This is a genomic window from Polaromonas sp. (genome assembly GCF_018780625.1).
Classification (GTDB): Bacteria; Pseudomonadota; Gammaproteobacteria; order Burkholderiales; family Burkholderiaceae_C; genus Polaromonas.
Genome location: NZ_JADMJK010000043.1, coordinates 20,788 through 40,996 on the forward strand (window position 1 = coordinate 20,788; position 20,209 = coordinate 40,996).

The 20,209-nt window shown below is 57.0% G+C and carries 21 protein-coding genes, 1 tRNA gene and 1 pseudogene; 12 read left to right on the forward strand and 11 right to left on the reverse strand.

Annotation, left to right across the window (positions count from 1 at the left end):
• Positions 1-57: 57 nt before the first annotated feature.
• Together IV091_RS03340 and IV091_RS03345 are read left to right on the forward strand one after the other, a co-directional pair.
• Complete coding sequence (locus IV091_RS03340; RefSeq protein ID WP_293465086.1) at positions 58-1,746, forward strand: NAD+ synthase; 1,689 nt, start codon at positions 58-60, stop codon at positions 1,744-1,746.
• A gap of 52 nt (positions 1,747-1,798) precedes the next feature.
• A complete protein-coding gene (locus tag IV091_RS03345) occupies positions 1,799-2,137 on the forward strand; it encodes a P-II family nitrogen regulator (protein ID WP_293465088.1) in 339 nt (112 codons plus the stop codon).
• 32 nt (positions 2,138-2,169) lie between these two features.
• Here IV091_RS03345 and IV091_RS03350 read toward each other — a convergent pair whose 3' ends face one another.
• The 6 genes from IV091_RS03350 to IV091_RS03375 form a co-directional block, all read right to left on the reverse strand.
• Positions 2,170-2,778 carry a TIGR00730 family Rossman fold protein gene (locus tag IV091_RS03350; protein ID WP_293465090.1) on the reverse strand — a complete coding sequence of 203 codons (609 nt, stop codon included), beginning with the start codon at positions 2,776-2,778 and terminating at the stop codon, positions 2,170-2,172.
• Complete coding sequence (locus IV091_RS03355) at positions 2,775-3,221, reverse strand: diacylglycerol kinase (RefSeq protein WP_293465092.1); 447 nt, start codon at positions 3,219-3,221, stop codon at positions 2,775-2,777. The genes IV091_RS03350 and IV091_RS03355 overlap by 4 nt, the downstream gene beginning before the upstream one ends.
• 36 nt (positions 3,222-3,257) lie before the next feature.
• Positions 3,258-3,800 (reverse strand): RDD family protein, encoded by a 543-nt coding sequence (locus IV091_RS03360; protein WP_293465094.1) that lies wholly within the window; start codon positions 3,798-3,800, stop codon positions 3,258-3,260.
• Positions 3,801-3,877: 77 nt separating this feature from the next.
• Positions 3,878-4,657 (reverse strand): DUF3106 domain-containing protein, encoded by a 780-nt coding sequence (locus IV091_RS03365; protein WP_366806975.1) that lies wholly within the window; start codon positions 4,655-4,657, stop codon positions 3,878-3,880.
• A 5-nt stretch (positions 4,658-4,662) separates the two neighbouring features.
• The gene (locus IV091_RS03370; protein ID WP_293465100.1) at positions 4,663-5,091 is read right to left on the reverse strand and encodes a DUF3619 family protein; all 429 of its coding nucleotides are present in this window, start codon (positions 5,089-5,091) and stop codon (positions 4,663-4,665) included.
• Positions 5,088-5,654 (reverse strand): RNA polymerase sigma factor, encoded by a 567-nt coding sequence (locus IV091_RS03375; RefSeq protein ID WP_293465103.1) that lies wholly within the window; start codon positions 5,652-5,654, stop codon positions 5,088-5,090. Before IV091_RS03375 ends, IV091_RS03370 begins: the two co-directional genes overlap by 4 nt.
• A gap of 331 nt (positions 5,655-5,985) precedes the next feature.
• On the opposite strand from IV091_RS03375, the gene IV091_RS03380 reads away from it, so the two are divergent.
• The 6 genes from IV091_RS03380 (at position 5,986) to IV091_RS03405 (ending at position 13,619) form a co-directional block, all read left to right on the forward strand.
• Positions 5,986-7,776 (forward strand): acetolactate synthase 3 catalytic subunit, encoded by a 1,791-nt coding sequence (locus tag IV091_RS03380; RefSeq protein ID WP_293465105.1) that lies wholly within the window; start codon positions 5,986-5,988, stop codon positions 7,774-7,776.
• Between the two features lie 108 nt (positions 7,777-7,884).
• On the forward strand, positions 7,885-8,376 hold the full coding sequence (ilvN, locus tag IV091_RS03385) for an acetolactate synthase small subunit (protein WP_293465108.1): 492 nt from the start codon (positions 7,885-7,887) through the stop codon (positions 8,374-8,376).
• A 93-nt stretch (positions 8,377-8,469) separates the two neighbouring features.
• Entirely contained in the window at positions 8,470-9,486 is a 1,017-nt protein-coding gene (gene ilvC / locus IV091_RS03390) for a ketol-acid reductoisomerase (protein WP_293465111.1), read from the forward strand.
• Positions 9,487-9,713: 227 nt separating this feature from the next.
• Positions 9,714-10,526 carry a CDP-diacylglycerol--serine O-phosphatidyltransferase gene (pssA, locus tag IV091_RS03395; protein ID WP_293465113.1) on the forward strand — a complete coding sequence of 271 codons (813 nt, stop codon included), beginning with the start codon at positions 9,714-9,716 and terminating at the stop codon, positions 10,524-10,526.
• Positions 10,527-10,793: 267 nt separating this feature from the next.
• Complete coding sequence (locus IV091_RS03400) at positions 10,794-12,332, forward strand: 2-isopropylmalate synthase (RefSeq protein ID WP_293465116.1); 1,539 nt, start codon at positions 10,794-10,796, stop codon at positions 12,330-12,332.
• 216 nt (positions 12,333-12,548) lie between these two features.
• The gene (locus IV091_RS03405; RefSeq protein WP_293465119.1) at positions 12,549-13,619 is read left to right on the forward strand and encodes a serine hydrolase; all 1,071 of its coding nucleotides are present in this window, start codon (positions 12,549-12,551) and stop codon (positions 13,617-13,619) included.
• A gap of 79 nt (positions 13,620-13,698) precedes the next feature.
• On the opposite strand, the gene IV091_RS03410 is transcribed toward IV091_RS03405, so the two are convergent.
• From IV091_RS03410 to aat, 3 genes are all read right to left on the reverse strand, one after another.
• Positions 13,699-14,478 carry an IclR family transcriptional regulator gene (locus IV091_RS03410; RefSeq protein ID WP_293465153.1) on the reverse strand — a complete coding sequence of 260 codons (780 nt, stop codon included), beginning with the start codon at positions 14,476-14,478 and terminating at the stop codon, positions 13,699-13,701.
• Between the two features lie 79 nt (positions 14,479-14,557).
• Complete coding sequence (locus IV091_RS03415) at positions 14,558-15,337, reverse strand: arginyltransferase (protein WP_293465122.1); 780 nt, start codon at positions 15,335-15,337, stop codon at positions 14,558-14,560.
• Positions 15,334-16,101: a leucyl/phenylalanyl-tRNA--protein transferase gene (gene aat / locus IV091_RS03420; RefSeq protein ID WP_293465124.1), complete on the reverse strand. Its 768-nt coding sequence runs from the start codon at positions 16,099-16,101 to the stop codon at positions 15,334-15,336. Before aat ends, IV091_RS03415 begins: the two co-directional genes overlap by 4 nt.
• Positions 16,102-16,340: 239 nt before the next feature.
• Between aat and IV091_RS03425 the strand changes: the two genes are divergently transcribed.
• Positions 16,341-16,416: transfer RNA gene (locus IV091_RS03425), tRNA-Asn, on the forward strand.
• Positions 16,417-16,715: 299 nt separating this feature from the next.
• Here IV091_RS03425 and IV091_RS03430 read toward each other — a convergent pair.
• Together IV091_RS03430 and merR are read right to left on the reverse strand one after the other, a co-directional pair.
• Positions 16,716-17,464: pseudogene (locus tag IV091_RS03430) on the reverse strand (IS3 family transposase); the annotation flags it as partial.
• 109 nt (positions 17,465-17,573) lie between these two features.
• Positions 17,574-17,999, reverse strand: a complete 426-nt coding sequence (merR, locus tag IV091_RS03435; protein WP_293465127.1) for an Hg(II)-responsive transcriptional regulator — start codon at positions 17,997-17,999, stop codon at positions 17,574-17,576.
• 70 nt (positions 18,000-18,069) lie between these two features.
• On the opposite strand from merR, the gene merT reads away from it, so the two are divergent.
• From merT to merA, 3 genes are read left to right on the forward strand one after another with little or no spacing between them, the layout of a single operon-like run.
• The gene (gene merT / locus IV091_RS03440; protein ID WP_293465129.1) at positions 18,070-18,420 is read left to right on the forward strand and encodes a mercuric ion transporter MerT; all 351 of its coding nucleotides are present in this window, start codon (positions 18,070-18,072) and stop codon (positions 18,418-18,420) included.
• 13 nt (positions 18,421-18,433) lie between these two features.
• On the forward strand, positions 18,434-18,736 hold the full coding sequence (merP, locus tag IV091_RS03445) for a mercury resistance system periplasmic binding protein MerP (protein ID WP_293465131.1): 303 nt from the start codon (positions 18,434-18,436) through the stop codon (positions 18,734-18,736).
• Between the two features lie 2 nt (positions 18,737-18,738).
• Complete coding sequence (merA, locus tag IV091_RS03450) at positions 18,739-20,196, forward strand: mercury(II) reductase (protein WP_293465133.1); 1,458 nt, start codon at positions 18,739-18,741, stop codon at positions 20,194-20,196.
• The last annotated feature ends 13 nt before the right edge of the window (positions 20,197-20,209 follow it).

Here is a 20,209-nt window from a genome sequence, read left to right on the forward strand (position 1 = left end):
ATGACATAATCGTTTGAGTCGCTTTTCACGTGTATTTTTTCGGGGTTCAGTTTCTTCATGTCACTCAAAATCTGCGTTGCCCAATTGAATTATTGCGTTGGCGACATGCCGGGCAATGCACAAAAAATTATCGACGCAGCCCGCACGGCCTACCAGGACGGTACCCGGCTGGTATTGACGCCAGAACTGGCAATTTGCGGCTACGCGGCAGAAGACCTGTTCTTGCGCGCGTCATTCATGCAAGCCTGTGATGATGCCGTGAATCTGGTGGCCCGTGAGTTGGCCGGGTTAAAAGGCCTGAGCGTAGTGGTGGGCACGCCCACCCAGGGGGACAGCGGCAAGGGGCTGCGCACCAAAAGCGTGGAGGTGCAGCAGCGCCACAACGCAGCGGTGGTGCTGCGCGAAGGCCACGTGGTGGCATCCTACGCCAAGCGCGAACTGCCCAATTACCAGGTGTTTGACGAGCGCCGCTATTTCACGCCGGGGCAGGGCACCTGCGTGTTCCAGGCCGGGGAGGGCGAGGATGCCATCCGCATTGGCCTGCTGATCTGCGAAGACGCCTGGTTTGAAGAGCCTGCGCAACTGGCAAAAAACGCCGGTGCCGAACTGCTGGTGGTGATCAATGCCTCTCCTTTTCATGTGGGCAAGGGCCATGAGCGCGAACGCATGATGCAGGCACGGGTGCTGGCCACCGGCCTGCCCATGGTGTATGCGCACCTGGTGGGCGGACAGGATGAAATCGTTTTTGAAGGTCGCTCGTTCGCGCTTCAGGCCGATGGCAGGCTGGCCGGCCGTGCCCCCAGTTTTAAGGAAAATCTGTTTTTAGTCCAGGCCCTGCGGAAGCAAGCAGCTATTGACTTGATAGCAGCTACAGTCCCTGAGCAGGGCAATGACGCCGATCTTTGGGACGCGCTGGTGCTGGGGGTGCGCGACTACCTGGGTAAAAACGGCTTTCCCGGCGCCATTCTGGGCCTGTCGGGCGGTATTGATTCGGCCCTGGTGCTGGCGATTGCGGTGGATGCGCTGGGCGCTGACAAGGTGCGCACGGTGATGATGCCGTCACCCTACACCGCCGACATTTCCTTGACAGATGCGCGTGAGATGGCCGAGCGCATGAAGGTGCGTTACGACGAGTTGTCTATCGTTCCGGAATTTGAGGCCTTCAAGGCGTCGCTGGCTGGCGCGTTCAAGGGGCTGGCCGAGGACACGACTGAGGAAAACATCCAGGCGCGTATTCGCGGCGTATTTCTGATGGCCCTGTCCAACAAGTTTGGCCCCATTGTGCTGACCACCGGTAACAAGAGCGAAATGGCCACCGGCTACTGCACGCTCTACGGCGACATGGCGGGCGGTTTTGCCGTCATCAAGGACTTGCTGAAAACCACCGTATTCAGGCTGGCGCGCTGGCGCAACGAAAATGACCCCTATGGCACGGGGAGTTGCCCGATTCCCGAGCGCATCATCACCCGTCCGCCCAGCGCCGAGTTGCGCGCCGACCAGACCGATCAGGACAGCCTGCCGCCTTACGAGGTGCTGGACGCGATTTTGCAGCGCTACATGGAGAACGACCAGAGCGTGGAAAGCATCGTGGCCGCCGGCTTTGAACGTGCCGTGGTGGAACGCGTCGCGCGGCTGATCCGGCTCAACGAATACAAGCGCCGCCAGGCCCCCGTGGGCATCCGCGTGACGCACCGCAGCTTCGGCAAGGATTGGCGCTATCCTATAACCAGTAAATTCCGTGCTTAAGCCTTTCAGGCCCCGCAGCATTTAACCCCCCAGAACTCCCGGAGACTTTCCAGTGAAACAAATTACCGCCGTCGTCAAGCCTTTCAAACTAGAAGAAGTCCGCGAGGCGCTTGCCGAGTGCGGCGTCACCGGCCTGACCGTGACGGAAGTCAAGGGTTTTGGCCGCCAGAAGGGCCACACCGAGCTGTACCGTGGGGCCGAGTATGTGGTCGATTTCCTGCCCAAGGTCAAGGTCGAGGTGGTGGTGAAAACTGACGACGTGGATCGCTGCGTCGATGCCATCGTGCGGGCTGCACGCACCGGAAAAATCGGTGACGGCAAGATTTTCATCACCAGCGTGGAGCGCGTGGTGCGCATCCGCACCGGGGAAGAGGACGAATCGGCGGTCTGAAGCCGCATTCATTTTGCCGCCAGGCGCTGCGCTTAAATCTGGTCAAGCCGCAGGGTGGGTGCCGTCATGCCGGCGGCTTCCACCAGCGCTTGCAGCAGTGGTTCCGCATCAGCGCCGGTGCGAATCAGCTCCATTTGCCAGTCGTTCATGAAACCGGCCTGCACGGCTGAGTTCAGGAACACCAGCAGGCTGTCGAAAAAACCGTTCATGTTCAGCAAGCCCACGGGTTTGTCGTGGTAGCCGAGCTGGCGCCAGGTCCAGACTTCAAAAAATTCTTCGAGGGTGCCAATGCCGCCGGGAAGCGCCAGAAATGCGTCGGCGTGCTCTGCCATGATGCGCTTGCGCTCGTGCATGTTTTCAACGATGTGCAATTCGGTGCAGCCGGTGTGGGCCCATTCCTTTTCCACCAGCGCCTTCGGGATCACGCCAATCACCCGGCCGCCTGCCGCCAGCGTCGCATCCGCGATGATGCCCATCAGCCCATTGTGGCCGCCGCCATAGACCAGCTGGCCGTCATGCTGGCCTATCCAGGTGCCAACCTGGCGTGCCATGGCGGCAAATTCGGGCGTGTTGCCTGGGCGCGAGCCGCAGTACACGCAGACCGAAAATGCCGGCTTGCGTGGGATCGTTTCGATGTTCATGCGGCAAACCTTTGGTAAAGCGCCATGGCCCAGGTGCCAGCGCAGAGTAGCAAACTGAGCAGTACGGCTGCGCTGCCCATGTCTTTGGCACGCTTGGACAGCTTGTGCCATTCGGGACCAATGCGGTCTATGGCGGTTTCGATGCCGGTGTTGAGCAGCTCGACAATCATGACCAGAATGACACTACCGGCCAGCAACACGGTTTCAACCCAGCTGCGGCCGAGCCAGAAGGCGGCCGGCACCAGCATGACCGAAGCAATGGCTTCCTGGCGGAACGCCGTTTCGTGCCAGCCAGCGCGCAATCCGGCGAGGGAGTAGCCGGCAGCGTGCCAGACCCGGCTCAGGCCTTTGCGGTTTTTTTGAGGATTCACTGTCGCATCGGCCTGCAAAGGCGGTATGGTGGACGGTTGTTCGGCGGCCGAAAAAGGAAATTTTTGGGACATGCGGGGATTGTCTCGCAGCTTGGCCGTAGGTGGTCGTTAAGGCTGCGGGGGCGCTACGGCACGGTTTGCTTTCGCTGTCTTTTTCCTGGCTTTTTCGGGTGTGATCCAGGACACCAGTTCCGTGCCGGCCCAGGCATCGTGCCAGAACTGCTTACGGGGATGAAGGCGCGCCAGGTTAGCCCATACCACGACCCAGCCCAGCGTCAATACGGCGCCTTCCATGCCGGTCAATGCCAGCAGCCAGCTTGTGCCCAGCGGAGGCAAAAACCACAGCCAGCTCAGGGCATAGCGCAGCAAAGCCCGTTGTTGGGTAATGGGGGCACCATCAACGTCCAGCACACGGATGTCCCATGTTTTCATGGCCAGCGTCTGGCCTTTGGCCCAAAACCAGACAAAATAAATGCCAAAAATGACAAAAACGAAAGCTTGCAAGGCATTGCGGTTGTCCATCGCATTGCGGGTCTGGCTCAAGGTGCCAAACAGATAGCCGGCAATAAACACGACGCCAAACATCAGCATGCCTTCGTACATCCAGCAGGCCATGCGCCGGGCCAGTGACGGGATTTGATTGCTGTTCACTATCAATTTTATAGCTATGAGAAGGCGCTGCCAAAAGGCGGTAGCGCTTGATTGAAGAAAAACCGGCTGGCCGGTGCTCAGCGCTTGGGCTCAACGCTGTTTTCGCTGGCGCGCGCAGGTGCTGGCTGGACCAGCGTGGCTGCAGGAAGCGATATTTTAGCGGCGGGGCGCGATGCAGGCCCTGCAGGGGGAGGGGGAACCGCCAGCTTTTGAGGCGCGACCGGTTTGACGGCTGTTGCCGCACCCGGCGTTTTGGGGCTGGCCTTGGCGGCCAGTTTCTGCTTTTCTTCAGCGCTTAGTGCCTGGTAGGTCTCCCATCTTTCTTTTTTCTCTTCGGCGGTCAGTTCCCTGGAAAGTTCCTTCGTTTTGGCGAAGTTAAGACGCGCCTGGGCGCGTTGCTGGGGACTGAGGGCTACCCATTCGCTCATGCGGCTACGCATGACGGCTTGTCCTTCGGGCGGAAGTGAAGGATAGTTTCTGGAAATTTCCAGCCACTTTCGCTTTTGGGCTGCACTGATGGTGTTCCAGCTCTCAGCCAAGGGTTTGAGTGTCTGCTGTTGCACAGCGGTCAGTGCGGACCAGGCAGGGCCAGAAGATGCCGGTTGGATCGGGGCTGTCGGTAACGGCTTGCTGATGGCCGGGGAACTGGCCGCAATGACGGGTCTGTTGGCCTGCGCAAAACTCTGGAGCGGCATGCCCAGCAAGCTTGCAAACACCAGTCCAAGCGGCAGCAGCCGTAGCCCTGAAGCCCAAGCGCATGAACTTGTTTGTAAAAAGCGGTGCGGAGGGTCTGGATACCGCTGTACTGGTATCCATTCAGCGTGCGCTGTCATTGGAGCGTCGGGGCTTGGTGTCATCAGGGCTAGCGGGTGGCCTTGAGAAACTGGACAAAACCGGGATCTGCAAATGCGGCTGGAGGCAACTCATCGGTGAGCAGCGCCACGTCCACCTCGGCCACTTCCTGAGCCCGGTTATCGTTTTGAATCGAGTTGATGATCAGCAGGCCGGCTATGAGTGCAATGAGCGGCAGCACCGTCCCAATGCGAGCCCACCAGCTCAGGCCTTCACCAGATCCCCACATCAGGGCGGCGCTGCCGCCCGTGTTAACCACGCTGTTTACGGTTTCCGCCTTCGAAATTTTTCGCATGGACACGGCCTGAACGCGCGCCGCGCGCAGGCGTTCGGAAATGTCATATGGAAGGCTGGCCGTACCTGAAGACAAGTAGGCGGCAGTTTTTAGACCGAAACGGTCTTGCAGGGTGTCGGTTCTTTTAATCAGTGAGTTAGTCATAGTTTTATCCCTCCTGCCCTCAGGGCTTTGCTGAGGGCTTTGACTGCGCGGGAGCAGTGTGTCTTGACGCTGCCTTCAGAGCAGCCCATGGCAATTGCCGTTTCCGCCACATCCATTTCCTCCCAGTAACGCATTAGAAAAGCTTCCCGTTGACGCCCGGGCAATTCCTTTATCTGAAGTTCGATCTCGTGCAATATCTGGGCCCGTTCTGTGGCGTCTTGTGCGCTCTCTGTTCCTTCTGAGTTTGTCAGGACCTCTAAAGTTTCCAACAGGTCAAAATCACCGTCTTCTCCCGGCGACTCGAAGTCGCTCATGTTCGAGAATAGGGCGTTTCGGGTCTTGCGGCGACGAAACCAATCCAGTGTGGTATTCGACAAAATCCGCTGAAACAGCATGGGCAACTCTGCCGCAGGCTTGTCCCCGTAATGCTGCGCGAGTTTCATCATGCTGTCCTGCACGATGTCCAGAGCCGCTTCGCCATCACGCACGTGATAAACGCTGCGCTTGAAGGCCCGTTTTTCAACGCTTTTAAGGAAGTCAGAAAGTTCTTGTTCTGTTGCCAACGGTATGGAGTTCCGGGTTGTCCTGCGCTGTCGTTATTGTTTATTGCGTATGTCGTGCGCTTGGGGCTGGCAATCGAGCCAGTCGCGTAAACATGCAGCCTGAAAATTATCGCACCATGCGCAACGGCGCTCGGTGCATTCTGCACGGATGCAGCCATGGCCCAGTGCGGAAATGTCATAATGCGCCTTGCAATTCAAACGGCAAACGGGTCATGGCTCGGCGAATTATGTCTTCGCTTATGGTTTTGGCCTCAAGTCTCGACGCTGCTTCACAAGAGTGGGCGAAGAGGCACCCAAGGTATTTCGTTAGAGAAATTCACAAAGGTTCATCATGGAAATTTCAAAAGTGGAACTCGCTTCCGCAGCAGCTGCATCGGCCCAAACAGTGGGTCAAGCCCATCCTCAAGAACTCCGGGGTGCAGAAATCCTCGTGAAGGCGCTTCAGGCTGAGGGGGTCAAGCACATCTGGGGTTATCCCGGTGGCGCAGTACTTCATATTTACGACGCTTTTTACAAGCAGGACACGATCCAGCATGTGCTGGTGCGCCATGAACAGGCCGCCGTGCATGCCGCTGATGGCTATGCCCGCGCCACGGGTGACGTTGGGGTTGCGCTGGTCACCTCCGGCCCCGGGCTGACCAATGCCGTAACGGGTATCGCCACGGCCTACATGGACAGCATTCCCATGGTCATCATCAGCGGCCAGGTGCCGACGGCTGCCATTGGCCTGGATGCCTTCCAGGAATGCGATACCGTGGGCATTACGCGTCCCATCGTCAAGCACAACTTCCTGGTCAAGGATGTGCGCGACATGGCCGAGACGATGAAGAAGGCTTTCCATATCGCCCGCACCGGCCGGCCTGGCCCCGTGGTGGTTGACGTGCCCAAAGATGTCTCGTTCAACAAGACCCTGTATACCGGTTATCCAAAGAGCGTTGAAATGCGCTCTTACAACCCGGTTCGCAAGGGCCATGCCGGGCAAATCCGCAAAGCCCTGCATCTGCTGATGACGGCCAAGCGGCCCTACATATACACCGGCGGCGGCGTGTTGCTCAGCAACGCGTCCCAGGAACTGCGCACACTGGTCGACATGCTGGGCTATCCCTGCACCAATACCCTGATGGGCTTGGGCGCTTATCCGGCCAGCGATAAAAAATTCCTCGGCATGCTGGGTATGCACGGGACGCTTGAAGCCAATAATGCGATGCAGAACTGCGACGTCTTGCTGGCCGTTGGCGCGCGGTTTGACGACCGCGTGATTGGAAACCCCAAGCACTTTGCCCAGAACGAGCGCAAGATCATCCACATCGACATTGATCCTTCCAGCATCTCCAAGCGCGTGAAGGTCGACGTTCCCATCGTGGGCGATGTGAAGGACGTGCTGACCGAGTTGATCGCGATGATCAAGGAGTCCGGTCTGAAGCCCGACGCCAACGCGCTGGGCGGTTGGTGGGACACAATTGAAGGCTGGCGCAAGCGCGACTGCATGAAATACAGCCTGGGCGACGGTGATGTCATCAAGCCGCAGTACGTGGTCGAAACGCTCTGGAACATGACCAAGGATGCCGACACCTACATCACGTCGGACGTGGGGCAGCACCAGATGTGGGCCGCGCAATACTACAAGTTTGACGAGCCGCGTCGCTGGATCAATTCCGGTGGTCTGGGCACCATGGGCGTCGGTATTCCCTATGCCATGGGTATCAAGCTGGCCAAGCCGGATTCCGAAGTGTTTTGCATTACCGGCGAAGGCTCGGTTCAAATGTGTATTCAGGAGCTTTCGACCTGTCTGCAGTACAACACGCCGATCAAGATCGTTTCGCTCAACAATCGTTACCTCGGCATGGTGCGCCAGTGGCAGGAAATCGAATATTCCGGCCGCTACAGCAGCAGCTACATGGATGCCCTGCCCAATTTCGTGAAGCTTGCCGAAGCTTACGGCCACGTCGGCATGCTGATTGAAAAACCGGAGGATGTGGAGCCGGCACTGCGCGAAGCCCGCAGGCTCAAGGACCGCACAGTGTTCATGGATTTCCGCACCGATCCAACGGAAAACGTGTTTCCGATGGTGAAGGCCGGCAAGGGCATCACTGAAATGCTGCTGGGGTCTGAAGACCTCTGATCGCGTCGGCCTTTTTAATTATTCACCCCGTCAACTGACGAATCTATTGCCTGCCGAGCCTGCGCATTACCGTGCGCAGGGGAGGGCAGCGAAAAGAGGAATCTTCTTATGAAACACATCATTGCAGTTTTACTGGAAAACGAGCCGGGTGCTCTTTCCCGTGTCGTCGGCCTTTTTTCGGCCCGCGGCTATAACATTGAAAGCTTGACCGTCGCGCCGACGGAAGATCCCACGCTGTCGCGCATGACCATCCAGACCTCGGGCTCGGATGATGTGATCGAGCAGATCACAAAACACCTGAACCGTCTGATTGAAGTGGTCAAGGTCGTTGACTTGACGGAAGGCTCTTACACCGAGCGTGAACTCATGATGGTCAAGGTGCGCGCGGTCGGCAAGGAGCGCGAAGAAATGAAGCGCATGGCTGATATATTTCGCGGGCGGATTATCGATGTGACGGAAAAAAGTTACACGATTGAGCTGACGGGCGACCAATCCAAAAACGATGCGTTTCTCGAGGCTCTCGACCGCAGCGCAATCCTGGAAACGGTGCGAACCGGTTCAAGCGGCATTGGCCGTGGCGAACGAATTCTGAGAGTTTGAACCTGCCAATACTGGCGTGAGGGCCTCGCTTGCGGCGCCCACATCCGATTTGGTTAATTTTTTGATTTATTTGTGATTATTTAGGAGCGAGTGATGAAAGTTTTTTACGACAAAGATTGCGATTTGAGCTTGATCAAGGGTAAGACGGTTGCCATTATTGGCTACGGTAGCCAAGGCCATGCACATGCCCAGAACTTGAACGAAAGCGGCGTGAAAGTCGTTGTCGGTCTGCGTAAAGGTGGCGCCTCATGGCCCAAAGTTGAAAAAGCCGGCCTGCAGGTTGCTGAAGTGGCTGATGCCGTCAAAGCCGCAGACGTTGTCATGATCTTGTTGCCTGATGAGCAAATCGGCTCGGTTTACAAGAACGATGTGGCGCCCAATATCAAGCAGGGCGCATCCCTGGTGTTCGCACATGGCTTCAATGTGCACTACGGTTGTGTGATCCCGCGCGAGGACCTGGATGTCTGGATGGTCGCTCCCAAGGCACCCGGCCACACGGTGCGCAACACCTACACCCAGGGTGGCGGCGTGCCCCACCTCGTGGCGGTGCATCAGGACAAGTCCGGCAAGGCCCGCGACCTGGCGCTGAGCTACGCCATGGCCAATGGCGGCGGCAAGGCCGGCATCATTGAAACGAACTTCCGCGAAGAGACTGAAACGGACTTGTTCGGCGAACAAGCCGTGCTCTGCGGTGGCGCCGTTGAGCTCATCAAGGCCGGCTTTGAAACGCTGGTGGAAGCCGGCTACGCGCCGGAAATGGCCTACTTCGAATGCCTGCACGAACTCAAGCTGATCGTGGACCTGATCTACGAAGGCGGCATTGCCAACATGAACTACTCGATCTCGAACAACGCCGAATACGGTGAGTACGTGACCGGCCCGCGCATCGTGACCGAAGACACCAAGAACGCCATGCGCGCTGTTCTGAAAGACATCCAGACTGGCGAATACGCCAAGAGCTTCCTGCTGGAGAACATCGCCGGCGCGCCAACGTTGATCAGCCGCCGTCGTTTGAATGCCGAGCACCAGATCGAGCAAGTGGGTGGAAAACTCCGCGCCATGATGCCTTGGATTGCCAAGAACAAGCTGGTTGACCAGACGCGTAACTGATTTCGGTTCTAATCAGGGTTTGTCCTGCAAGAAGCCGCGCAAGAATTTTGTGCGGCTTTTTCAATGGCTGATGCAACCGGACACGCAACGGACCTGGATTTTGCGGGTTACTGGCCTCAAAAGATTTTTTGACGCTATCAGGGGTTTTGTCGGCGGTTCAGGACTGAAGTTTGCGATCAATTCAATGGCTATTTGCGCGCAACAGTCGTGCTTAAGGAGTATTTTTTATGCATGATGGCGAGGAGTCCGTTCAGATGACCGAAGGTGGCGTGGCGCGCAAGCGTCGCAAGGGTATCTACATACTGCCTAATTTATTTACGTTGGCAGCCTTGTTCGGCGGCTTTTACGCCATCGTCATGGCCATGAATGGGCGGTTTGATCAGGCCGCCATCGGTGTGTTTGCCGCCATGGTGCTCGATAGCCTGGATGGACGTATCGCCCGCATGACCAATACTCAGAGTGCCTTTGGTGAACAGATGGACTCGCTGTCGGATATGGTGTCGTTCGGTGCAGCGCCTGCATTGATTGCGTACATCTGGGCACTAACCAGCCTGGGTCGCTGGGGCTGGCTCGGTGCGTTTGTTTATTGCGCCTGCGCTGCGTTGCGACTGGCTCGGTTTAATGTCAATACGGCAGTGGTGGATAAACGTTTTTTTCAGGGTCTGCCTTCCCCGGCCGCAGCGGCATTGGTGGCAGGTTTTGTCTGGTTGATGACGGATGCCGGCATCAGCGGGCAGGATGTTCGCTGGCTAACGTTTGGACTGATGTTGTTTGCCGGCCTGACGATGGTTACCAACCTGCCGTTTTACAGCTTCAAGGATGTGCAGATGAAACGCAGTGTGCCTTTCGCGGTCATTGTGCTGATTGCGCTTGGAATCGCCGTGATCAACATTGATCCCCCGACCGTGATGTTCGCCTTGTTTGTGCTCTACGGTTTGTCCGGGTATGTGCTTTATGGCTGGCGCAAGGCCAAAGGCCAGCAGACCAGCGTCATTTCAACGTCAACGAATGAGCCTGACGAGCGCGGCTTGCATGAATAAATTGTGGTAGATTCGCGTAATGAAAAGAATTTCGCTAGCACTACTGCTATCTGCCAACGGGCGGAGACGGTAGCGTACGCGTAAACCTGATTCAACGGCCCGTTTGCACCAGCAACGGGCCGTTTTTTTTGGTTGCTGGTTTTTTAAAAAAGTTAGAAAAACTGATCAAGTTGAAGCAAGCTGCCAGCGTAAAGCAGGTCGTACAACCGATTCGCCGACGACGTTGTCGCTTGAGGCATCAAGTCAAAAACCGAAGGAAAATGTGCCATGACTGAAAAACTCATTATTTTTGACACCACCTTGCGCGATGGCGAGCAGTCTCCCGGCGCGTCCATGACCCGCGATGAAAAGCTGCGCATTGCCCGCCAGCTTGAACGGCTGAAGGTGGACGTGATCGAGGCCGGTTTTGCCGCGAGTTCGAATGGTGATTTTGAGTGCGTCAAGGCCATTGCTGAAGTCGTCAAGGACTCAACCATCTGCTCACTCGCCCGTGCCAACGACCGCGATATTTCCCGCGCAGCGGAAGCCCTGAAGCCGGCCAATTCCGGGCGACTTCATCTGTTTTTGGCGACCAGTGCCTTGCACATGGAGAAGAAATTGCGCATGACGCCCGATCAGGTGTTTGAGCAAGCCAAACTTTCGGTGCGTTTTGCGCGCAACCTCATGGGCGACATCGAGTTCAGCCCTGAGGATGGTTACCGCTCTGATCCGGACTTTTTGTGCCGTGTGATTGAAGCGGTGATTGCTGAAGGCGCCACGACCATCAATGTACCGGATACAGTGGGTTACGCGATTCCCGAACTCTACGGAAATTTCATCAAAAACTTGCGCGAGCGTATTCCCAATAGCGACAAAGCCATCTGGTCCGTGCATTGTCATAACGACCTCGGCATGGCTGTTGCCAACTCACTGGCAGGCGTCAAGATTGGCGGCGCCCGTCAGGTGGAGTGCACTATCAATGGTTTAGGCGAACGTGCCGGCAACTGCTCGCTTGAAGAGGTGGTCATGGCCGTCAAGACGCGCAAGGATTACTTCGGCCTTGAGGTGGGCATTGACACCAGGCACATTCTTGCGACCAGCCGCATGGTGAGCCAGACCACCGGCTTCGTAGTTCAACCCAACAAGGCTGTGGTGGGCGCGAACGCCTTTGCCCATGCTTCAGGTATCCACCAGGATGGCGTGCTCAAGGCACGCGACACCTATGAGATCATGCGGGCCGAAGACGTCGGTTGGACCGCCAACAAGATCGTGTTGGGGAAATTGAGTGGCCGCAACGCGTTCAAGCAACGTTTGCAGGAGCTTGGCGTCGCGATGGAAAGTGAAGCGGAGATCAACAATGCCTTCGCGAGGTTCAAGGACCTGGCAGACCGCAAGAGTGAAATTTTTGACGAGGATATCCTTGCTTTGGTGAGTGATGAAAGCGTCGCACAGGACAACGAACAATACGGGTTCGTGTCCTTGTCCCAGCACAGCGAAACTGGCGAGCGTCCCCATGCACGCGTGGTGTTCACGGTGGCGGGTAAAGAAATCACCAGTGAATCGGATGGCAATGGCCCCGTTGATGCCTCCCTCAAAGCGATCGAATCGCATGTCAAGAGCGGCGCAGAGATGGTGCTCTATTCTGTGAACGCGATCAGCGGATCTACCGAAAGCCAGGGAGAAGTGACGGTGCGCCTGCAAAATAGCGGTCGGGTCGTGAATGGTGTGGGCGCCGACCCGGACATCGTGGTGGCGTCGGCCAAGGCCTATTTGAGTGCTTTGAATAAACTCCAAAGTAAAGCTGACCGCGTTGCAGCCCAGGGCTGACCGGGCAGGGTGCTTTGGTGTCATTGTTATAAGTCATTTAAATTCAATGACTTAGAAGGATATTGGGGCGCTGTGTACGGCACCGCTCCCGAATGCACTCAAAATTAAGAGTGATTTTAGGAAAGTCACGCAAGCGTTTGATATTGCGTGACTTTTTCTATCTGTATACACTTCAGACATTCTTTTTGTTGCAACCTCGACCCGGCTCTACCCATCATGTCTAAACAGATCCTCAATCGGGCATTAAAAATCTTTGGATTCCTGGCGTTGTCTGCAGCGCTTGCGACTCCGGCCGCCAACGCCGTGACGGCGAAGCGCGCGATTGTGAAAAAACCGCATTCGGCAAAAACAACTGTTTCCAAAAAGGTTGTTTCAACCCGCAAAAGCGTGCAATTCACCTCCGGCGTAAAAAATAGAAGAGTCATTCGTGCTGCTGCTGTTGTTGTGCCAGCCAAGCTCTCTTTTGGGCAGATGGCGGGCCTGCACAGTGCGCAGGATTTACTGGCCCTGAAATCGAGCGTGGCCTTGGTGATTGACCAGGATACGCGGGAGGTCCTGCTCAGCAAAAATGACCATGCAGTGTTGCCCATCGCGTCGCTCACCAAATTAATGACCGGTGTCATCATCAGTGGGGCCAAGTTGCCCATGGATGAAATGATTGCGGTGACGCAGGATGACGTTGACACGGAAAAGGGTAGCCGTTCGCGGCTAAAGGTCGGTACTACGCTGACGCGGGGCGAGTTGCTGCACCTGGCCTTGATGTCAAGTGAGAACCGTGCGGCGCATGCCTTGGGCCGTACCTATCCAGGTGGCCTGGCAACATTCGTCAGCCTCATGAATGCCAAGGCAAAGATGCTGGGCATGCATGACACCAGTTATGTCGAACCGACGGGCCTTTCCAGTCGTAACCAGTCCAGCGCGCAGGATCTGGCGGCGCTGGTTATTGCTGCGCACGGCGATCCCGTGCTTCGTGAATTGACGACCTCTACCGGCTACCAGGTTGCGGTAGGCAACAGTACGCTCCAGTACAACAATACGAATCGCCTCGTCAAGAATCCGGAGTGGGATATTGGTTTGCAGAAAACCGGCTACATCTCTGAAGCCGGCTATACCCTTGTGATGCAGACCAAAATCGCAGGCAGAAAATTGATCATGGTATTCCTCGATTCGGCGGGCAAGCTGAGTCGCCTGGGCGATGCCGAGCGTGTGCGTCGATGGGTAGAGTCCAGCCCTGTGATTGATCCTAAAGTGAACATCAGCGCATCAGCGAAGCACATCAGCGGGTAAGCGGGTCAGCTGGTACTGTCCCGCTGTGTTGCACTGGGATTTAAGAGTGCTTCCCATTTCGTTTCATTTTTTTTGCCATTTAACTGGGCCTGTAGCCAAGCGCCGTCGATATCTGATTCGCCGTTGCCTGGAGCTTGGGCAGCCAGTGTTCGTCCAGCCGGTCGGCGGGCGCTGAAATCGATAGTCCGGCAACAAGCATGCTCTGGTCGTCGTAAATACCTGCGGCCATGCAGCGTACCCCCAGTTCCAGTTCCTCATTGTCACGCGCAATGCCATGCTGACGTGCCTCGGCTAGTTCGCGCTCCAGCGCTGGCAACTGCGTGATGCTATTGCGCGTTTGGCCCGGCAAGCCTGTGCGTGTGGCATAGGCACGCAAGCGTTGCGGGTCATCGGAAGCAAGAAAAAGTTTGCCTACCGAGGTTAAATGCAAGGGCGCCCGGCCGCCAATGGCCCGCACAACCTGCATGCCCGAGCGTTCGCTGTAAGCCCGTTCGACATAAATGATTTCATCGCCTTGGCGCATGCTCAGGTTCACAGGTTGCTGGGTGAGTTTGTGTAGTTCGCGCATGGGCGCCAGCGCCGCATCTCGAACGCTCAAACGGGCCTTGACGAGGTTGCCCAACTCAAGAAGGCGCATACCCAGCCGATAGCTGCCCGCGACGGGCCGTTCCACAAAACGGCCAGTGGCCAGGTCGTTCAGAATGCGGTGTGCGGTTGAGGGGTGAAGTCCTGATTTTTCGCTAATTTCTTTCAGGGATACCGCTTCTTCACGGTTCGCCAAAATCTCGATCAAGGCAAACATGCGCTCAATGACTTGAACAGTCGGGGTGACGGGAGCAGGGATATCGGACTTTTTCATATGCAGACTTTCTGCATCAAATTTTAGCCTGTGAAATATAGGGTGCTGCTCTTGCGGATTTATCGAGCGTGGCAACCATTCAGAGGTCGATATCTGCCTGATTGGGCCTTGCAGCCGCGGTGCTGGCCGGGTTCACCCATTCGCCTTTGAGTAGTACCTCATTGGGCTGGAATCCTGCCTTGTAATTCATCTTTTGGCTTTCGGCGATCCAGTAGCCTAAATACACATAGGGTAGTGCAAGGTTTTTGGCCTGCTCAATTTGCCAGAGCACACCGTAGCTTCCATAGCTGGCTCGGTCATCGGGCTCATAGAACGTGTAGACGGCAGAGATGCCGTCTTCCAGCACGTCAAGAATCGCGACCATCTTGAGTGCGCCGGCCTCACCGTTCGGCAGGCTTTCACGAAACTCCACCAGGCGCGAATTAACCCGGCTTTGCAGCAGGAATTGCGTGTATTGGTCAATGCTGTCATGGTCCATGCCACCGCCAGCGTGGCGACCGTTCTGGTAGCGCAAGTACAACTCGTAATGCTCGGGCATGAAACACAACTTGAGTATGCGCGCCTGAAGCGTTTGATGGCGGTTCCAGGCACGGCGCTGGCTGCGGTCTGGTTTGAAGCTGACGGTCGGAACCCGAAGCGGCACGCAGGCCTGGCAGCCATCACAGTATGGGCGGTAAGTAAACATGCCACTGCGCCGGAAGCCGTTGACGACCAGGTTTGAATAGGCGGCGTTGTGAATAAGGTGGCTTGGCGTCGCGACCTGCGAGCGAGCCTGCTTGCCAGACAGATAGCTGCAAGGGTAGGGCGCCGTTGCATAAAACTGCAAGGTTTGAAGGGGAAGGTCTTTGAGGTGCGTCACGGTGAAGTTGGCGTTCCCGCTGTCAAAATCTGATTCCAGTATAGGGGTTCGAAGCGCCAGACGGGAGCAGGCTGCACGGTGTTCTGATCAAGGTGGCGCACAAATTCAGTGCGGCTAATCTCTGCTGCTCCAAGGGACGCAAGATGCCCTGTGTTTTGCTGGCAGTCGATCAAGGGGATATGGTGCGCCCGGCAAAAAGAGACCAAGGCCGCCAATGCAATCTTGGACGCGTCGGTGCGGTGGGCAAACATGGATTCGCCAAAAACCATTCGTCCCAGATTGACACAGTACAGACCGCCCGCCAGTTCGCCGTCTATCCAGGTTTCGACGCTATGGGCATGCCCGGCGCGATGCAGGGCGCAGTAGGCCTGCACCATGTCGGGAACAATCCAGGTGCCGGGCTGGCCTGCTCGGGTCTTGCTGGCGCAGGCATTGATGACTTGTTCGAAAGCGGTGTCGAATCGAATTTCGCACGACGAAGCCTTCGTGAAATGAATCAGACTCTTGCGCAAGGAGCGGTGCAGTTTGAAGTTCCGGGTCTGCAGCACCATGCGGGGGTCCGGGCTCCACCAGAGCGGAGGTTGGCCCTGACTGAACCAGGGGAAAATTCCCTGCGCATAGGCCTTTAGCAAGGTGTCTACATCCAGCGATGCGCCAGCCGCTAGCAGGCCAGGCGCCGGGTCGTTCTGGCCCCATGCAGATGTCAGTGGCGGGAAGGCCTCCCCGGCCGCAAGCCAGGGTAAGGGGTGGGATGGTTTTCCCATGGATCAGTTGCCAATGAGCTTGAGCACGTTGAAAAGTAAAAAGATGATGATGTGGGCGGTTTTTTGATGGTAGCGGAGTCAGTGTGGTTTGCGCCTGCTGCAGGTCATAATTGCGGTCTGCGCCCAGCGTTCTGAAATGCGTGAAAAACGAGTTGTTTTCACACGTTTAAAAAGTAGATGCTTTTACGAGCGCCGATCCCGGAAACCTGGAAATCTCAGGCTATAATTTACTTCTGTATTCCTCAATAGCTCAGTTGGTAGAGCGCCGGACTGTTAATCCGTAGGTCCCTGGTTCGAGCCCAGGTTGAGGAGCCAAAAATAACAGCGCTAAATGCTTGAATTCAAAGGCCTCCCATCGGGAGGCTTTTGTTTTTGTGCTTTTGGAACGGTTTTGATAGCGCAAATGATAGCGATGGTAGCGCTAGATTGAAAGGGAGAGGGTATCGATACAGGGCCCAACGGTTCGCCTGCATGCGGTCAGTTTCGCATTTGTGCGCGGCCTGCGGTCCGTGTTTGTGGTGCTTCCCCTTTTGTCCAGCTGCGAGCCCGTTGCGCCAGATTTTTATCTGTTGTGAATTTTCTGAATCGCCCCGGTTTTCGTGGAGGCTGTTTGGTTAAAGTGAAACCGGGGTTTCGGTCTTCTCGGCGAGTTGCCGATAGTAGTTTGCCTCAGCCTCGGCCGGTGGAATATACCCAATCGGCTCCAGCAGTCGGATATGGTTGAACCAGTGCACCCATTCCAAGGTAGCCAGTTCCACGGCTTCCTTGGTTTTCCAGGGCGCACGGCGGTGAATCAATTCGGCCTTGTACAGCCCATTGATCGTCTCGGCCAGGGCGTTGTCATAGCTATCGCCACGACTGCCCACCGAAGGTTCTATTCCAGCCTGGGCGAGGCGCTCGGTGTAGAGGATGGAGACGTACTGCGAGCCTCTGTCTGAGTGATGGATCAATCCATTTTGGTCCGGCTGACGGTCATACAAAGCCTGCTCCAGCGCGTCCAGCACGAAGTCCGTGCGCATGGAGCTGCTAACCCGCCAGCCGAAAATGCGCCGTGCAAACACGTCAATCACAAAAGCCACGTATTGCCAGCCCTGCCAGGTTGAAACATAGGTGAAGTCCGACACCCACAGTTGGTTGGGGCGATCGGCTTTGAACTGCCGATTGACCCGGTCCAAGGGACAAGGTAACGCCTTGTCCGGGACCGTAGTGCGCACAATCTTGCCCCGGCGCACACCCTGCAATCCCAGGTGTTTCATCAACCGCTCAACGGTGCAGCGGGCCACTTGGGTGCCTTCGCGGTTCACTGATGCCAGACCTTGTCTGCGCCGTAGACCTGCATGTTGGTCTGCCAGACGTTCTGGATGCGCGAACTTCCGGGGAAAAACGATTTGATTTTTTGCTCATGACTCCATCTTCTCAAAGGTTGGAGCCTCCTCAAAACCCGGGGCGATTCATATTCGGTTTTATGCTATTTATTTAATAGCAATTTTGGGCGTATTCTGCAGCGACTCGATCAGCGGGCATGAAACGGTTCCCTGGCTTGCATGACAGGCGCATACCAGTTGTGACAGCACGGCCTCCATACGCGCCAGGTCGCACAACTTCTCGCGCACATCCTTCAGCTTGTGTTCAGCCATACGGCTGGCTTCTTCGCAGTGGGTGCCATCGTCCAGCCGAAGCAATTGAGCAATCTCGTCGAGGCTGAAACCCAAGTGCTGGGCCGATTTCACGAACCGTACTCTGTCCACATCCGCCACGCCATAGCGGCGAATACTGCCGTAAGGCTTGTCCGGCTCAAGCAATAGCCCCTTGCGCTGGTAAAACCGGATGGTCTCTACGTTGACCCCGGCTGCCTGGGCAAAGGCCCCAATGGTAAGAGTTTCAAATTTAGTTTCCATAGCGCTTGACTCCGTACTCAACTACGGAAGTAATCTTACGGCATGGTCAACAATTTAAAAGGAGAAACGCATGTCGGAACCCAATAGCGGGCGAGGGGCGCTTGTCACCGGAGGGCTGGCCGCCATCCTCGCCTCGACCTGCTGCCTGGGTCCGTTGGTCCTGGTCACCCTTGGATTTTCCGGTGCATGGATCAGCAATCTGACCGTGCTGGAGCCCTATCGTCCCGTTTTCATTGGTGCTGCGCTGTTATCGCTGTACTTCGCTTACCGGCGCATTTTCCAGCCCGTGAAAGCGTGCAAGCCGGGCGAGGTCTGCGCCATTCCGCAGGTGCGCAGCCTCTACAAGCTTATTTTCTGGATCGTTGCTGCGCTGGCTGCCGTGGCACTCGCCTATCCCTACCTTCTTCCCTTGTTTTATTAATCCGGAGTTCATCATGAAATCAAACGCATTGACTGAAACCCAAAACCTGCTCTCGACTTTCACCCTTGGCATCCTCATTGCCTCGCCAGGCTGGGCCGCTACCAAAACGGTAACGCTCGCGGTTCCCGGCATGACCTGTGCCGCCTGCCCATTCACGGTCAAGGCGGCGCTCTCCAAGGTCGCCGGCGTGAGCAAGACCGAGGTGCAGTTCGACAAGCGTGAAGCCAAAGTGAGCTTTGATGATGTCAAGACCAGCGCTCTGGCCCTGATGAAGGCCACCAGCAATGCCGGGTATCCCTCCAGCGTGAAGAAATGAACATGCAAGACTCCCCAACATTGGTGACGCTTGACGTTGGCAAACAGTTCCACGAAGACGGCAGTGGACTGCATATTGCCGTGATCGGCAGCGGAGGCGCTGCGATGGCTGCAGCGATCAAGGCGGCGGAACTCGGTGCGCGGGTCACGGTGATCGAACGCGGCACCATAGGCGGTACCTGCGTCAATATCGGTTGTGTGCCCTCCAAAATATTTATCCGTGCGGCGTATATTGCGCATCTGCGCCAGAGCAGCCCCTTTGATGCAGGCCTCAGCGCCAGTGCACCGCGCATTGACCGGCGCGCTCTGCTCGCCCAGCAACAGCGGCGGGTTGACGAGTTGCGCCAGGCCAAGTACGAGGGCATTCTGGAAGGCAATCCAGCCATTGCGGTGCTGCGCGGCGAGGCCCGTTTCAAAGACGGCAACAGTCTGATCGTGCGTCTGAACGAAGGCGGCGAGCGCACTTTGGCTTTTGACCGCTGCCTGATCGCCACGGGTGCCAGTCCGGCCGTACCTCCCATCCCTGGGTTGAAGGAGTCGCCGTATTGGACCTCGACCGAAGCGCTGGCGAGTGAAGCGATTCCGCCCCGGCTTGCTGTCATCGGTTCTTCAGTGGTGGCTCTGGAACTGGCGCAGGCGTTCGCGCGGCTGGGCAGCAAGGTGACGGTCCTGGCGCGCCACACCTTGTTCTTGCGCGAAGATCCCGCGATTGGCGAGGCGGTGACGGCCATCTTCCGTGGCGAAGGTATCGAGGTGCTTGAACACACACTAGCCAGCCTGATTGCGTATGCGGACGATGAATTCGTGCTGTCCACCGGTCAGGGTGAAGTGCGCGCCGACAAACTTCTGGTGGCGACTGGCCGCCAGCACAACACGGGCGGCCTGAATCTGGAGGCGGCCGGCATCACCGTCAACGCACAAGCTGCAATCCGCATCGATCAAGCGATGCGCACCAGCGCGCCCAACATCTACGCCGCCGGCGACTGCACCGACCAGCCGCAATTCGTCTATGTGGCGGCGGCGGCCGGTACCCGCGCCGCCATCAACATGACAGGTGGAGAAATCACCTTCGACCTGAGCGTGATGCCGGCGGTGGTGTTCACCGACCCCCAAGTCGCCACCGTGGGGTCAAGTGAGGCGCAGGCGCGTCTCGCCGGAATCAACACCGCGAGCCGAACCTTGACGCTCGATAACGTGCCGCGGGCACTCGCCAACTTTGACACGCGCGGCTTCATCAAGCTGGTGGCGGAGGCGGGCTCTGGCCGATTGATCGGGGTGCAGGTGGTTGCGCCGCAAGCCGGTGAACTGATCCAGACGGCTGTCATCGCCATCCGGGCCAAAATGACCGTGCAAGAACTGGCAGACCAGCTATTCCCGTACCTGACGATGGTAGAAGGGCTAAAGCTCTGCGCACAGACCTTTTTCAAGGACGTCAAGCATCTTTCCTGCTGCGCCGGGTAAGCCGCCTCGCTTA

Excerpts from the sequence above, each read along its gene's own strand:
- IV091_RS03350 (WP_293465090.1), bottom strand. The coding sequence starts at position 2,778 with ATGAACATCGAAACGATCCCACGCAAGCCGGCATTTTCGGTCTGCGTG.
- pssA (WP_293465113.1), top strand. The coding sequence starts at position 9,714 with ATGCATGATGGCGAGGAGTCCGTTCAGATGACCGAAGGTGGCGTGGCG.
- merT (WP_293465129.1), top strand. The coding sequence starts at position 18,070 with ATGTCGGAACCCAATAGCGGGCGAGGGGCGCTTGTCACCGGAGGGCTG.
- merR (WP_293465127.1), bottom strand. The coding sequence starts at position 17,999 with ATGGAAACTAAATTTGAAACTCTTACCATTGGGGCCTTTGCCCAGGCA.
- IV091_RS03370 (WP_293465100.1), bottom strand. The coding sequence starts at position 5,091 with ATGACTAACTCACTGATTAAAAGAACCGACACCCTGCAAGACCGTTTC.
- IV091_RS03380 (WP_293465105.1), top strand. The coding sequence starts at position 5,986 with ATGGAAATTTCAAAAGTGGAACTCGCTTCCGCAGCAGCTGCATCGGCC.
- aat (WP_293465124.1), bottom strand. The coding sequence starts at position 16,101 with ATGGGAAAACCATCCCACCCCTTACCCTGGCTTGCGGCCGGGGAGGCC.
- merA (WP_293465133.1), top strand. The coding sequence starts at position 18,739 with ATGCAAGACTCCCCAACATTGGTGACGCTTGACGTTGGCAAACAGTTC.
- IV091_RS03405 (WP_293465119.1), top strand. The coding sequence starts at position 12,549 with ATGTCTAAACAGATCCTCAATCGGGCATTAAAAATCTTTGGATTCCTG.
- IV091_RS03410 (WP_293465153.1), bottom strand. The coding sequence starts at position 14,478 with ATGAAAAAGTCCGATATCCCTGCTCCCGTCACCCCGACTGTTCAAGTC.
- ilvC (WP_293465111.1), top strand. The coding sequence starts at position 8,470 with ATGAAAGTTTTTTACGACAAAGATTGCGATTTGAGCTTGATCAAGGGT.
- merP (WP_293465131.1), top strand. The coding sequence starts at position 18,434 with ATGAAATCAAACGCATTGACTGAAACCCAAAACCTGCTCTCGACTTTC.
- IV091_RS03340 (WP_293465086.1), top strand. The coding sequence starts at position 58 with ATGTCACTCAAAATCTGCGTTGCCCAATTGAATTATTGCGTTGGCGAC.
- IV091_RS03355 (WP_293465092.1), bottom strand. The coding sequence starts at position 3,221 with ATGTCCCAAAAATTTCCTTTTTCGGCCGCCGAACAACCGTCCACCATA.
- ilvN (WP_293465108.1), top strand. The coding sequence starts at position 7,885 with ATGAAACACATCATTGCAGTTTTACTGGAAAACGAGCCGGGTGCTCTT.
- IV091_RS03365 (WP_366806975.1), bottom strand. The coding sequence starts at position 4,657 with ATGACACCAAGCCCCGACGCTCCAATGACAGCGCACGCTGAATGGATA.
- IV091_RS03400 (WP_293465116.1), top strand. The coding sequence starts at position 10,794 with ATGACTGAAAAACTCATTATTTTTGACACCACCTTGCGCGATGGCGAG.